We start from the raw sequence: 12,778 nt of genomic DNA on the forward strand, positions 1-12,778 counted from the left end.
CCGTGACAGCTGACACCCTGGCCGCTGACGGAGCCGCAGAGGCGGCCCCCGCGGCCGGCCCCTGCGAGCGCGGCGCCACCGTGTGGCTGACCGGGCTGCCGAGCGCGGGCAAGACCACCCTCGCCTTCGCGCTGGCCGGGCGGCTGCGCGCCGAGGGCCACAAGGTCGAGGTGCTGGACGGCGACGAGATCCGCGAGTTCCTCTCCAAGGGCCTCGGCTTCTCCCGCGAGGACCGGCACACCAACGTCACCCGGATCGGCTTCGTCGCCGAGAAGCTCGCCGCCAACGGCGTCAAGGTGCTGGCCCCGGTGATCGCCCCGTTCGCCGACTCCCGCACCGCGGTGCGCGAGCGGCACGCGGCGGCGGGCACCGAGTTCCTGGAGATCCACGTCGCCACCCCGGTCGAGCTGTGCGCCGAGCGGGACGTCAAGGGCCTGTACGCCAAGCAGGCGGCCGGCGAGATCTCCGGCCTGACCGGTGTCGACGACCCGTACGAGGCCCCGGAGAACCCGGAGCTGCGGATCCAGACGCAGGGCCGCGCGGTGGCCGACTCCGCCGCCGAGCTGCACGCCTTCCTGACCGAGAGGGGCCTGGCATGACCACCGCGACCGACAGTCCGGTCCGCACCGACGACCCCGACCGGAGTTCGGGGGCGCCCTTCGCGCTGTCCCACCTGGACGCGCTGGAGGCCGAGTCGGTGCACATCTTCCGCGAGGTCGCGGGGGAGTTCGAGCGCCCGGTGATCCTGTTCTCCGGCGGCAAGGACTCCATCCTCATGCTGCACCTGGCGCTCAAGGCCTTCGCGCCCGCCGCCGTCCCCTTCTCGCTGCTGCACGTCGACACCGGGCACAACTTCCCCGAGGTGCTGGCCTACCGCGACCGCGTCGTGGCCGAGCACAAGCTGCGCCTGCACGTCGCCCACGTCCAGGACTTCATCGACGACGGCCGGCTGCGCGAGCGCCCGGACGGCACCCGGAACCCGCTGCAGACCGTCCCGCTGCTCGACGCGATCGAGCGCAACCGCTTCGACGCGGTGTTCGGCGGCGGCCGCCGGGACGAGGAGAAGGCCCGCGCCAAGGAGCGCGTCTTCTCCCTGCGCGACGAGTTCGGCGCCTGGGACCCGCGCCGCCAGCGCCCCGAGCTGTGGTCGCTGTACAACGGCCGGCACGCGGTGGGCGAGCACGTGCGGGTCTTCCCGCTGTCCAACTGGACCGAGCTGGACGTCTGGCAGTACATCGAGCGTGAGGGCATCGAGCTGCCGGAGATCTACTACGCGCACGAGCGGGACGTCTTCGCCCGGGGCGGCATGTGGCTGACCGCCGGCGAGTGGGGCGGCCCCAAGGACGGCGAGCCGGTCGAGCGGCGGCTGGTCCGCTACCGCACCGTCGGCGACATGTCCTGCACCGGCGCGGTCGACTCCGACGCCACCACCATCGAGGCCGTGATCGCCGAGATCGCCGCCAGCCGCCTCACCGAGCGCGGCGCCACCCGCGCCGACGACAAGCTGTCCGAGGCCGCGATGGAAGACCGCAAGCGCGAGGGGTACTTCTAATGAGCACGACCGTCGAGACCAGCGCCACCTCCCTGCTGCGCTTCGCCACCGCCGGTTCCGTCGACGACGGCAAGTCCACCCTGGTCGGCCGGCTGCTGCACGACTCCAAGTCGGTGCTCGCCGACCAGCTGGAGGCCGTCGAGCGCGTCTCCCTGGGCCGCGGCCAGGAGGCGCCCGACCTCGCGCTGCTCACCGACGGCCTGCGGGCCGAGCGCGAGCAGGGCATCACCATCGACGTCGCCTACCGCTACTTCGCCACCCCCCGGCGGCGGTTCATCCTCGCCGACACTCCCGGGCACGTGCAGTACACCCGCAACATGGTGACCGGCGCCTCCACCGCCGAGCTCGCCGTCGTCCTGGTCGACGCCCGCAACGGCGTGGTCGAGCAGACCCGCCGGCACGCGGCCGTCGCCGCCCTGCTGCGGGTGCCGCACGTCGTGCTGGCCGTCAACAAGATGGACCTGGTCGACTACGCGGAGCCCGTCTTCGCCGCCATCGCCGAGGAGTTCGGCGCCTACGCCGCCTCCCTCGGCGTCAACGACGTGCTCGCCGTCCCGATCTCGGCCCTCGCCGGGGACAACGTCGTCGAGCCGTCCGCGCACATGGACTGGTACGGCGGCCCGACCCTGCTGGAGCACCTGGAGACCGTTCCGGTCGGCAGCGACCCGAGCCGGGAGCCGGTCCGCTTCCCGGTCCAGTACGTGATCCGCCCGCAGACCGAGGAGCACCCCGACTACCGCGGCTACGCGGGCCAGTTGGCCTCCGGGGTGCTGCGGGTCGGCGACGCCGTCACCGTGCTGCCCTCCGGCCTGACCACCACCGTCGCCGGGATCGACGCCCTCGGCCGCGAGAGCGATGTCGCCTGGGCGCCCCAGTCGGTCACCGTCCGGCTCGCCGACGACCTCGACATCTCCCGGGGCGACCTGATCGCCGCCGGGGCGGCGCCCGCCCCCACCAAGGACATCGAGGCCACGGTCAGCCACCTCAACGAGCGCCCGCTGCGCGCCGGGGACAAGGTGCTGCTCAAGCACACCACCCGCACCGTGCGCGCGCTGGTCAAGGAGATCTCCTACCGGATCGACATCGACACCCTCGAACGCCGTTCCGGCGCCGACGGGTTGAACGTCAACGACATCGGCCACGTGAAGCTGCGCACCGCCGAGCCGCTGGCCCTCGACGACTACACCGACAACCGCCGCACCGGCTCGTTCCTGCTGATCGACCCGGCCGACGGCACCACCCTCACCGCCGGCATGGCGGGCGAGGCCTTCGAGACCGTACGCGGCGACGACGCTCCCGACGCATCCCACGAGGAGGACTGGGTCTGATGCCCAGCGAGGCGTTCTCGGGCATGGACAAGGAAGGCGGCCGCATCGGCAGCGGCGTCCTCGGCAGCGGCCAGGGCGGCTTGACCCGATGTGTGGGCCGACGGGGCTGAGCACTGCCCCGTCACCGGGCCGCGTTCCCAGCCGCCGCCCGGCCTGCCCCGGCACCGACGTGCCGCGCGAACCACTTCCCACCGTCCGCCCCGGGACCGCTTCCTGACGGTCCGTCCGCGAACAGGACCCACCACCATGGCACCCAGCCCGGCCTCCTCCCATCCCTTCGTCCGCCCCAACGCCGGGCGGATCAGACGCTCCGCCGCGGCCGCCCTCGCCGGCCTGACCGCCGTCGCCCTGCTGTCGGCCTGCGGCTACGGCTCCAAGGCCGCCGACAGCGGCTCCGGCGGCTCCGCCGACACGGCCGCCGCGGCCGGGGCCTCGGGCGTCAAGCTGTCCTCCCCCACGGTGAAGATCGGCTACTTCGCCAACCTGACCCACGGCACCGCCCTGGTCGGCCTCCAGGAGGGCATCCTCCAGAAGGAGTTGGGCGCCACCCAGATCAAGACCCAGGTCTTCAACGCGGGTCCGGCCGAGATCGAGGCGCTCAACGCCGGCTCCATCGACATCGGCTGGATCGGCCCCTCCCCCGCGATCAACGGCTACACCAAGTCCGACGGCAAGTCCCTGAAGATCATCGGCGGTTCGGCCTCCGGCGGGGTCAAGCTGGTGGTCAACCCGGAGAAGATCTCCTCGCTGGACGACCTCAGGGGCAAGAAGATCGCCACCCCGCAGCTGGGCAACACCCAGGACGTGGCCCTGCTCAACTACCTGGCGGGCAAGGGCTACAAGGTGGACGCGGCGTCCGGCGCGGGCGACGTCTCGGTGGTGCGCACCGACAACAAGGTCACCCCCGACGCCTACCGGCAGGGCTCCATCGACGGCGCCTGGGTGCCCGAGCCCACCGCCTCCAAGCTGGTCACCCTCGGCGCGAAGGTCCTGCTCAACGAGAAGGACGTCTGGCCGGACAAGAAGTTCGTGATCACCAACATCATCGTCTCCCAGAAGTTCCTCAAGGAGCACCCGGACGTGGTGGAGGCCGTGCTGCGCGGCTCGGTGAACACCAACGCCTTCATCAAGGCCAACCCCGACAAGGCCAAGGCCGACGCCAACGAGGCGATCAAGAAGGAGGCCGGCAACGCCCTGGAGCCGGCCGTCCTCGACCCGGCCTGGGCCGACGTCGACTTCCTGGACGACCCGCTGGCCGGCACCCTGCAGGCCGAGGCCGACCACGCCGTGACCGCCGGGCTCCTCAAGAGGCCCAACCTCAACGGCATCTACGACCTCACCCTGCTGAACAAGGTCCTCGCGGCCAAGGGCCAGGCGCCCGTGGCGGACGCCGGGCTCGGCACCAAGTAGCGCCGATCGGCGGCCCGTGGCGCCGAGCAGCGCCGAGTACCGCCGGCCGTACGGAAGTCCGCCCCAGAATCCGCGGTCCGGCCCCCGCCCGCCTCCGGTCGATCCCCGATCGATGCCCACCGGGACGGGCCGGGGCCGGACCCCGGCCCCCGCTTCGCAGCCCTCTCCCTCCCGGCCCGCCGACGGCCGGGAGGGGCCCGTGACCACTCAGCAGGAGGTCCCGATGACCCCGGCACCGACCACCGAGGCCGACGCCCCCGCCCTCGCCCCCGACGGCGGCGCGCCCGCCGTCCGGATCTCGCACGTGCACAAGTCCTTCGGCCGCCCGGGCGCCCGGACCCACGTGCTGGACGACATCACCCTCGACGTCGCGCCCGGCGAGTTCGTCACCCTGCTCGGCGCCTCGGGCTGCGGCAAGTCCACCCTGCTCAACCTGGTCGCCGGCCTCGACAAGCCCAGCCGCGGCAGCATCGAGGTCCCCGGCGGCCGCCCCGCCCTGATGTTCCAGGAGCACGCCCTGTTCCCCTGGCTCACCGCCGGGAAGAACATCGAGCTGGCCCTCAAGCTGGCCGGCGTCCCCCGCCCCGAGCGCCGCGCCGAGGCCGAGCGCCTGCTCGAACTCGTCCGCCTGGGCGGCGCGTACGGCAAGCGGGTGCACGAGCTGTCCGGTGGCATGCGCCAGCGCGTGGCGATGGCCCGTGCCCTCGCCCAGGGCAGCACGGTGCTGCTGATGGACGAGCCGTTCGCCGCGCTCGACGCCATCACCCGCGACGTGCTGCACGACGAGATCACCCGGATCTGGGCCGAACGGCAGCTGTCCGTCCTGTTCGTCACCCACAACGTGCGCGAGGCCGTCCGCCTGGCCCAGCGCGTCGTGCTGCTCTCCTCCCGGCCCGGCCGGGTCGCCCGCGAGTGGCGGATCGACCTGCCGCAGCCCCGGCGCATCGAGTCCTCCGGCGTCGCCGACCTGTCCATCGAGATCACCGAAGAACTGCGTGGGGAGATCCGTCGCCATGTCCAGCACTGACACCGCCCCCGCCAGGAACGACGGCGACACCGCCGAGGTCGGGGCGGGCCTGGACGCCCTCGACTCCGTCGCCGCCCACCGCAGCTCGCTCGGCGAGGTGCTGCGCAGCAAGGCGCTGCCGCCGCTGATCGGCGTGCTGGTGGTGCTGGCGCTGTGGCAGGGCGCGTACAGCCTCCACCTGACCTCCTCGTACAAGCTGCCCAGCCCCGTCGACGTCTGGCACTCCCTCCAGGACCTCTGGTACCAGGGCACGCTGTTCTCGATCATCTGGACCAGCGTCTGGCGCGGCCTGTCCGGCTTCGTGCTCGCCGTCCTCATCGGCACCCCGATCGGCCTGGTCGTCGCCCAGGTCAAGCCGGTGCGCACCGCGATCGGCCCGGTGCTCCAGGGCCTCCAGTCGCTGCCCTCGGTCGCCTGGGTGCCGGCCGCCGTCATCTGGCTCGGCATCAACGACTCGATGATGTACGCGGTGATCCTGCTGGGCGCCGTCCCCTCCATCGCCAACGGGCTGGTGGCCGGCATCGACCAGGTGCCGCCGCTGTTCCTGCGGGCCGGGCGCACCATCGGCGCCACCGGCCTGGCCGGGGCCCGGCACGTGCTCATCCCCGCCGCGCTGCCCGGCTACCTGGCCGGACTCAAGCAGGGCTGGGCGTTCTCCTGGCGCTCGCTGATGGCGGCGGAACTCGTCGCCTCCTCCCCCGACCTCGGGCGGGGCCTCGGCCGGTTCCTGGAGGACCAGCGGGAGTTCTCCGACATGTCGGGGGTGCTGCTCGGCATCGTCCTCATCCTCTTCGTCGGCATCGCCATCGAGCTGCTGGTGTTCACCCCGGTCGAGCGCCGGGTGCTGCGCAACCGCGGCCTGCTGGCCTCCACCAAGTGAGACCCTGATGACGCCCGCCCTGCTGCTCATCGCCCACGGCAGCCGCGACCCGCGGCACGCCGCGACCGTCGCCGCCCTGGTCGAGCAGGTGCGGGCCCAGCGGCCGGCCCTGGAGGTCGCCACCGCCTACCTGGACCACTGCGCGCCGCGGATCCCCCAGGTGGTCGGCCGGCTGACGGACGCGGTGGCGGTGCCGCTGCTGCTGAACCGGGCCTTCCACGCCAAGCACGACATCCCGGCCGCGCTGCGCGCCGCGGGCGCCGGGCTGCCGGTCGCCGACGTGCTGGGGCCCTCCCCGAGGCTGCTCGCCGCCCTGGACCGCCGCCTCGCCGAGGCCGGACTCGCCGTCCACTCGGCCGACGTCCGCGCCCGTACGGGCGTGGTGCTGGCGGCGGCCGGCTCCTCCGACCCGGCCGCCGACGCCGCCACCCGCGCCGTCGCCGCCGAGTGGCGCCGCACCCGCGGCTGGGCCGCCGTCGAGGTCGCCTACGCCTCGGCCTCCGGGCCGCGCGTGCCGGACGCCCTCGCCGCCCTGCACGCCGCAGGTGCCGAGCGGACCGCCGTCGCCCCCTACCTGCTCGCCCCGGGCCTGCTCCCGGACCGCATCGCCGCGGCGGCCGCCGACGCCGACGTCCTGGCCGACCCCCTCGGCCCGGCACCCGAGCTGGCGGCGCTGCTGCTAGAGCGCTACGACCAGGGCCGCCTGGCGGCGGCGACGGTCCCGGCGCTCACAGCCTGGGTGTCATGACGCCTCAGGCGCAGTCCAGGATGCTGTGCTCGCTGAGATCAGGGGCATGACGCGCCACCGTGCGGTAGTCGGCATCGTCATGGAGGACCGTGAGTGCGTGATGTGCAGCCGTCGCCGCGATCATGAGGTCAACTGCGGAAGCACTGCGATGTTGCCCGGCGAGCGCCATCCGCCGTTGCACCGTGTCGATCCAGCGCCCTGCGTTCTTCGGCACTGAGACATCCGGGTAGAGGTCGGCGAACATTTCGGAGATCTCGTCGTACTCCCGACCGTCGCGCGCACTGTAGAGGAACTCGGCACGCTGCGGATAGCACGACGCGATCGACTCCGCGTCGATCGCGTCGTGCCAGGCCGCCTGAAGCTTCGGCTCGCGCAGCAGCCTCACCAGCGCGGAGGTGTCGAGCAGATAGATCACCGGACGTCCTTCTCGGCTCGGTGCAGCCGCTCGGCATCCTCGACTGCGCCCCAGTGCGAGGCGCGCTCGAAATGCCTGCTGATGCGGGCGGCTCGTTCCTGCTGCGCCGCGTAGAAGCGCAGCGCGAGGTTAACTGCCTCCTTCTTGGTCCGCACGCCGGCAAGGGCCATCGCTCGCTCCAGCGCCTCTTCGTCGATGTCGATCTGTGTTACGGACATCCAGCACCTCCGTCGACCGATGTTGCTGATGTACATAGAATTGTACATCGCCAACAAAGGCGGAGCGAGAGTACGGGCCGTCTGGGCTGCGGCGCGCGGAAGCACCGACGGCGCGCGCGGCCGGAGCCGTGCGCGCCGTAGCGGGCGGGTCCGGGTCAGGCCGGGAGGTTCCACTTCTGGTTGGCGGCGCCGTTGCAGTCCCAGATACCCAGCTGGTTGCCGTTGGTGGTGGAGAAGCCCAGGTCGTCCAGGCAGCGGCCGGACTGGGGGTTGAGCAGCGAGCCGTCGGGGCGGGGCTGCCACTGCTGGGCTCCGGTGCCGTTGCAGTCGTAGATCTGCACCCGGGTGGCGTTGCCCGTGTTGCCGCCCTGGACGTCCAGGCACCTGCCGAGGGCTCGGACGGTGCCGTCGGCGCCGATCTTCCACTGCTGGGAGGTGTTGCCGAGGCAGTCCCAGATCTGGACGGGGGTGCCGTTCGCGGCGCTGCCGTCGCGGACGTCCACGCACTTGTTCACGTAGCCGCTGATCTGGCCGACCGGGCCCGCCGGGACCGGGGAGCCGGACACGATCCAGCCGAAGGTCGGCATCGCCGGCCAGAAGCACCCCGCGCCGGCGCTGGTGTTGCCGGTGGCCCAGCCGCTGCTCATCCCGTAGTAGGTGGGGATCCCGTTGCTGCCGGTGCTCTGGCACTGGACCGCCACCCGCCAGGTCTGCATCGGGTCGATGCCCGAGCAGGTGCCGAGGAAACCGTTGCCGCTTCTGGTGACGGAACAGTTCCCTGCCGTCAGGGCCTGGGTGCTCGGCGCGGAGGAGGTGCCCTGGGCGGTGCTCTCGGCGGCACCGGCGGCCGGTGCGGTGAGTGCGGCGGCTCCCGCGAGCAGGGTGGTGGCGAACACGGCGGCGGTACGGCGCATGGGAAGGTCCTTCCGGGAGCGGTGAACCGGTCAACCCGCGTGTGGAGCATCCGTGATGACGGTGCGACATTTGTGCGGGACGCGTGAAGCCTCGGGCACGACGGGTCGGCGGTCAACGGGCAGGACGGAGATCACGCCACCGGTCCGTCCACGGAGCGCAGGTGTGCGCCACGGGACGGGAAGGGCCCCGGCAGGCCGGGCCGACCGCCGATCCGGCCGGATCGCGTACGGCCCGGCAGCCCCGGTCAGACCCGGCGCAGGGTGAAGGCGTCCCCCGGGTGGCCGGCGTTGGCGTCGGCGAGGCCGCCGGAGAGCTGGTAGAGGGCGCCGGCGGGGCCGGTGGTGACGGCCGTGGGGGTGGCGTCCGCGGAGGGGCGCACGGCGGTGAGCCGGGCCGTGCGCCAGTGGTCGTCGGAGCGCAGTTCGACCTCGGCGTCCCGGCCGGCGCCGAAGAAGGCGTTGGTGACGCCCGCGATGGTCCCGTCGGGGCGGGCGGCGATGCCGTCGAGGTGGAGCAGGGCGCCGCCGTCGGCGATCCGGACCGGGCGCAGCCCGGCCGGGTTCCGCAGGGGGAGCTGCCACAGAGTGCCGTCGTCCCACTTGCCGAGGATCAGGTGGCCCTCCCGGTAGACGATGCCGTTGAGCCCGTAGGTGCCGGGGGCGGGGGTGAGGCGGTCGTCGCGCAGCAGGACGGAGCCGGTGCCGTCCGGGTCGACCCGGTAGACGACGGGGGCGAAGGAGTCGGTGACGTAGGCGATGCCGTCGGGGGCGACGGCGATGTCGTTGGCGAGGTGGCTGCCGCCGTCGCCGGCGACGGCGGCGAGGTCGGTGTAGTAGAGGCGGCGGCCGGTGTCGAGGTCGTAGGCGGCGATGCCGGCGAGCCGACCGAGGGTGGCGGGGGTGGAGCGCTCGCCGATGCCGTTGTCGAGGTTGGTGACCAGGATGCGGCGGTGGGCCTGGTCGATCCGCAGACCGGCGATCTCGGTCAGGGTGCCGGGGTCGTCGATCAGGGTGCGGACGCTGCCGTCGAGGCCGACGGCGGAGACGGTGCCGTGCCGCATCGAGCCGACCAGGAAGCGGTGCTGGGCCTGGTCCCAGGTGACGCTCTCGGGCACCAGGGTGGGGGCATGGCCGGTGATCACGGCGGGGGCCGGGCAGTGGGTGGCCGCGGCGGCGGGTAGCGTACCGGCGGTGCCGAGCAGGGCGGCGGCCGCGAGGGCGACCACGGCGCGGCGGACGGTGCTGTTCTGACGGATCATCATGATTACCTCGGAGCTGGCCTGCGTTGTCGTGATCAAGCCTGCCGCTCAGGCCGGGGTCGCAGCAGTGCGTGGGGATACTGGTAGTTCGACCACCAGGAAGGACGGGGGGGACATGGACGAGTCGGAGGAGCGCCGCACGGAGTTGTCGGGCTTCCTGCGCAGCCGCCGGGCCCGGTTGACGCCGCAGGACGTGGGTCTGGCGCCGGGGGTCCGGCGGCGCACGCCGGGGCTGCGGCGGGAGGAGTTGGCGCTGCTGGCCGGGGTGGGGGTGACCTGGTACACGTGGCTGGAGCAGGGGCGGGACATCCATCCGTCGCCGGAGGTGCTGGCGAGCCTGGCCCGGACGCTGCGGCTGGACCGGGCGGAGACGGCCTACCTGTTCCGGCTGGCGGGCAGCCATCCGCTGGACGGGGAGGTGGGCGCGCCCGCGGAGGTGCCGGCGCCGCTGCTGCGGCTGATGCACGCGCAGTGGCCGGCGCCGGCCTGGGTGATGGACGCCAACTGGGACCTGCGGGCCTGGAATCCGGGCGCGGACGCGCTGTTCGAACTGTCCGGGCGGCCGCCGCAGGAGTGCAACCTGGCCTGGGTGGTGTTCGGCAACGCGGTGCACCGCCGCCGGGTGGAGCACTGGGAGCAGCACGCCCGCCGCTTCCTGGCCCAGCTGCGGGCGGCGTACGCGGAGCGCGGCGGGGAGGCGACGGCGGTGGGCCGGCACCTGGGCCGGATGATCCAGCACGTGCGGGGCGAGCACCCGGAGGCGGACCGCTGGCTGGACGAGCACCAGGTCGCGGAGCGTTCCGGGGCCGAGAAGGTGCTCCGGCACGAGGAGTTGGGCGTGCTGCGGATCGACCAGCACGTGCTGCTGGCGGCGGAGGGGCTGCAGCTGATCGTGATGTCGCCGCGTGACGCGGAGACGGGGGAGCGGTTGCGCCGGCTGGCCCCGACGCCCGCCGCGGTGTAGCCGGCCGACCCGAGGCGGGCCTGCCGCCCGGCGCGAGTACCGGGCGGCAGGCCGGATGTGACGACGGGTCAGGTAGGCAGGTTGCCACTTCCGGTGGGCGGCACCCGCGACGGATGTGGGGGCCGCGGAGAGGCCGGCACGTCCGGAAACGCGGAACGGGCCCCGCGCTCCCCTCGGCGGGGGAGGTCGCGGAGCCCGTTCAGCGGAACTCGACGGAACCCGGCCGGACCCGGTCCGGGTACGCCCGTCAGTCGAACTTGCGGCGCTGGCGCCCGGTGCCGTAGTTGGCACCGGACTTGGAGCCGCTGCCCGGCCGGGCCCGGCCCGAGGAGCGCCCGATGAACCCGGCGGCCTGCGGCCGCTCGCCCTGGCCGGCGGCGCCAAGGCGCTGCTTGGGGCGCGGGCGGCGCGGGTTGCCGTTCATGTCGACGTCGGTGGGCAGCCCGGAGCGCTTGCCGGGGCGGCGGCGCGGGTTGCCGGACTTGCCGTCGGCGCCCTTGCCGTCGGCGGAGGCGGCCGGGGCCGCGGGCTGGGCGGCGGCCGGGACGGCCAGGGCGACCGGGACACCGCTGGGGGTGCGGGCGCCGGTGATCCGGGCCAGGTCGGCGTCGCCGGGGCGGATCTTGGTCACGGTGGGGCGGATCCCGGCGACCGTCATCAGCCGGTTGACCTCGCGGCGCTGCTCGGGCAGCACGAGGGTGACGACCGTACCGGACTCGCCGGCGCGGGCGGTGCGGCCGCCGCGGTGCAGGTAGTCCTTGTGGTCGATCGGCGGGTCGACGTTGACGACCAGGTCGAGGCCGTCGATGTGGATACCGCGGGCGGCGACGTTGGTGGCGATCAGCGCGGTGACCTCGCCGCCGCGGAACTGGTCGAGGACCCGGTTGCGCTGCGGCTGGGACTTGCCGCCGTGCAGCGCGGCGGCCATCACGCCGGTGGCGCGCAGCTGCTTGGCGAGCCGGTCGGCGCCGTGCTTGGTGTGCACGAACATGATCACGCGCCCGTCGCGGGAGGCGATGTGGGCGGTGGCGGAGGGCTTGTCGGCGGGCTCCAGCTGCAGGACGTGGTGGTCCATGGTGGTGACCGCGCCGGCCGAGGGGTCGACCGAGTGGGTGACCGGGTCGGTCAGGAAGCGCTTGACCAGCCGGTCGACGTTGCGGTCCAGGGTGGCGGAGAACAGCATCCGCTGGCCGCCCTCGGCGACCTGCTCCAGCAGCTTGCTGACCTGCGGGAGGAAGCCCATGTCGGCCATCTGGTCGGCCTCGTCGAGGACCGTGATGGCGACGTCCGACAGGTTGACGTCACCGCGCCCGATCAGGTCGTCCAGGCGGCCGGGGGTGGCGACCAGCACCTCGGTGCCGCGGCGCACCGCGTTGGCCTGCCGCCCGATGCCCATGCCGCCGACGACGGTGGTGATCCGCAGGTTGACGGCGGTGGCGTACGGGGTGAGCGCCTCGGTGACCTGCTGGGCGAGCTCGCGGGTGGGCACCAGGACGAGCGCCAGCGGGTGCCGGGCGTCGGCCCGGCGACCGGCGGTGCGGGCGAGCAGCGGCAGGCCGAAGGCCAGGGTCTTGCCGGAGCCGGTGCGGCCGCGGCCGAGGACGTCGCGCCCGGCGATCGAGTCGGGCAGGGTGGCGGCCTGGATCGGGAACGGCTCGGTGACGCCCTCGCGGGTGAGCGCGGAGAGGATCGCCTTGGGCAGGTCGAGCTCGCCGAAGGAGGCCGCCGGCGGCCGGGCCGGGGTGCCTTCGACGACGGTGAAGTCGGCGGGCTCCGGGACGGCGGTGCGGCCGGTCTTGGGGGCGCCGGCGCGGTTGCGCGGCTTGCGGGCGGCGCGGTCGGCGCCTTCGCCGCCGCTGCGGCGGGCGCGCTCCGGGGCGTCCCCGCTGCGGCGCGGGCGGCCGGTGCGGCCCTGCTCGCCCGTACGGGCGGCGGAGCGGTCAGCGGTGCGGTCGGTGCTGCGGTCGCCACGGTCGCGGGGCGTGCGGGCAGGGGTGGTCACGGGGTCTCCGTCCGTCGGTCGGCAGCCCGCGGTCGCGGACTGGTCGGCCGTCGTCGGTAGT

The 12,778-nt window shown here is 73.7% G+C and carries 13 protein-coding genes; 8 read left to right on the forward strand and 5 right to left on the reverse strand.

The features are described from left to right. Positions 1 to 17: 17 nt before the first annotated feature. The 7 genes from cysC (at position 18) to ACZ6Z8_RS05230 (ending at position 6,945) form a co-directional block, all read left to right on the forward strand. Positions 18 to 599 (forward strand): adenylyl-sulfate kinase, encoded by a 582-nt coding sequence (cysC, locus tag ACZ6Z8_RS05200; RefSeq protein ID WP_465607465.1) that lies wholly within the window; start codon positions 18 to 20, stop codon positions 597 to 599. Further along, a complete protein-coding gene (cysD, locus tag ACZ6Z8_RS05205) occupies positions 596 to 1,552 on the forward strand; it encodes a sulfate adenylyltransferase subunit CysD (protein ID WP_465606521.1) in 957 nt (318 codons plus the stop codon). The genes cysC and cysD overlap by 4 nt, the downstream gene beginning before the upstream one ends. Beyond that, positions 1,552 to 2,880 (forward strand): sulfate adenylyltransferase subunit 1, encoded by a 1,329-nt coding sequence (locus tag ACZ6Z8_RS05210; RefSeq protein WP_465606523.1) that lies wholly within the window; start codon positions 1,552 to 1,554, stop codon positions 2,878 to 2,880. Before cysD ends, ACZ6Z8_RS05210 begins: the two co-directional genes overlap by 1 nt. A 246-nt stretch (positions 2,881 to 3,126) precedes the next feature. Then, positions 3,127 to 4,290 (forward strand): aliphatic sulfonate ABC transporter substrate-binding protein, encoded by a 1,164-nt coding sequence (locus ACZ6Z8_RS05215; protein ID WP_465606524.1) that lies wholly within the window; start codon positions 3,127 to 3,129, stop codon positions 4,288 to 4,290. A gap of 223 nt (positions 4,291 to 4,513) precedes the next feature. After that, positions 4,514 to 5,317, forward strand: coding sequence for an ABC transporter ATP-binding protein (locus ACZ6Z8_RS05220; protein ID WP_465607467.1), 804 nt, complete (start codon positions 4,514 to 4,516; stop codon positions 5,315 to 5,317). Beyond that, entirely contained in the window at positions 5,304 to 6,197 is an 894-nt protein-coding gene (locus ACZ6Z8_RS05225; protein WP_465606526.1) for an ABC transporter permease, read from the forward strand. Before ACZ6Z8_RS05220 ends, ACZ6Z8_RS05225 begins: the two co-directional genes overlap by 14 nt. A gap of 7 nt (positions 6,198 to 6,204) precedes the next feature. After that, positions 6,205 to 6,945, forward strand: coding sequence for a sirohydrochlorin chelatase (locus tag ACZ6Z8_RS05230; protein ID WP_465606528.1), 741 nt, complete (start codon positions 6,205 to 6,207; stop codon positions 6,943 to 6,945). Positions 6,946 to 6,949: 4 nt separating this feature from the next. Here the strand turns inward: ACZ6Z8_RS05230 and ACZ6Z8_RS05235 are convergent, their stop codons facing one another. The 4 genes from ACZ6Z8_RS05235 to ACZ6Z8_RS05250 form a co-directional block, all read right to left on the reverse strand. After that, a complete protein-coding gene (locus ACZ6Z8_RS05235; RefSeq protein WP_465606530.1) occupies positions 6,950 to 7,360 on the reverse strand; it encodes a PIN domain-containing protein in 411 nt (136 codons plus the stop codon). Further along, complete coding sequence (locus ACZ6Z8_RS05240; protein WP_465606532.1) at positions 7,357 to 7,578, reverse strand: type II toxin-antitoxin system VapB family antitoxin; 222 nt, start codon at positions 7,576 to 7,578, stop codon at positions 7,357 to 7,359. The genes ACZ6Z8_RS05235 and ACZ6Z8_RS05240 overlap by 4 nt, the downstream gene beginning before the upstream one ends. A 155-nt stretch (positions 7,579 to 7,733) precedes the next feature. Continuing rightward, positions 7,734 to 8,492, reverse strand: coding sequence for a ricin-type beta-trefoil lectin domain protein (locus ACZ6Z8_RS05245; protein ID WP_465606534.1), 759 nt, complete (start codon positions 8,490 to 8,492; stop codon positions 7,734 to 7,736). Between the two features lie 245 nt (positions 8,493 to 8,737). Continuing rightward, positions 8,738 to 9,754 carry a hypothetical protein gene (locus tag ACZ6Z8_RS05250; RefSeq protein WP_465606536.1) on the reverse strand — a complete coding sequence of 339 codons (1,017 nt, stop codon included), beginning with the start codon at positions 9,752 to 9,754 and terminating at the stop codon, positions 8,738 to 8,740. Positions 9,755 to 9,866: 112 nt separating this feature from the next. Between ACZ6Z8_RS05250 and ACZ6Z8_RS05255 the strand changes: the two genes are divergently transcribed. Next, positions 9,867 to 10,715 (forward strand): helix-turn-helix transcriptional regulator, encoded by an 849-nt coding sequence (locus tag ACZ6Z8_RS05255; protein ID WP_465606538.1) that lies wholly within the window; start codon positions 9,867 to 9,869, stop codon positions 10,713 to 10,715. Positions 10,716 to 10,962: 247 nt separating this feature from the next. On the opposite strand, the gene ACZ6Z8_RS05260 is transcribed toward ACZ6Z8_RS05255, so the two are convergent. After that, the gene (locus ACZ6Z8_RS05260) at positions 10,963 to 12,717 is read right to left on the reverse strand and encodes a DEAD/DEAH box helicase (RefSeq protein WP_465606539.1); all 1,755 of its coding nucleotides are present in this window, start codon (positions 12,715 to 12,717) and stop codon (positions 10,963 to 10,965) included. Between the last annotated feature and the right edge of the window lie 61 nt (positions 12,718 to 12,778).

The organism is Kitasatospora sp. NPDC101108 (assembly GCF_055584725.1).

Coding starts and splice junctions, on each gene's coding strand:
- cysD (WP_465606521.1), top strand. CDS start 596: ATGACCACCGCGACCGACAGTCCGGTCCGCACCGACGACCCCGACCGG.
- ACZ6Z8_RS05245 (WP_465606534.1), bottom strand. CDS start 8,492: ATGCGCCGTACCGCCGCCGTGTTCGCCACCACCCTGCTCGCGGGAGCC.
- ACZ6Z8_RS05215 (WP_465606524.1), top strand. CDS start 3,127: ATGGCACCCAGCCCGGCCTCCTCCCATCCCTTCGTCCGCCCCAACGCC.
- ACZ6Z8_RS05230 (WP_465606528.1), top strand. CDS start 6,205: ATGACGCCCGCCCTGCTGCTCATCGCCCACGGCAGCCGCGACCCGCGG.
- ACZ6Z8_RS05255 (WP_465606538.1), top strand. CDS start 9,867: ATGGACGAGTCGGAGGAGCGCCGCACGGAGTTGTCGGGCTTCCTGCGC.
- ACZ6Z8_RS05240 (WP_465606532.1), bottom strand. CDS start 7,578: ATGTCCGTAACACAGATCGACATCGACGAAGAGGCGCTGGAGCGAGCG.
- ACZ6Z8_RS05225 (WP_465606526.1), top strand. CDS start 5,304: ATGTCCAGCACTGACACCGCCCCCGCCAGGAACGACGGCGACACCGCC.
- ACZ6Z8_RS05250 (WP_465606536.1), bottom strand. CDS start 9,754: ATGATGATCCGTCAGAACAGCACCGTCCGCCGCGCCGTGGTCGCCCTC.
- ACZ6Z8_RS05210 (WP_465606523.1), top strand. CDS start 1,552: ATGAGCACGACCGTCGAGACCAGCGCCACCTCCCTGCTGCGCTTCGCC.
- ACZ6Z8_RS05220 (WP_465607467.1), top strand. CDS start 4,514: ATGACCCCGGCACCGACCACCGAGGCCGACGCCCCCGCCCTCGCCCCC.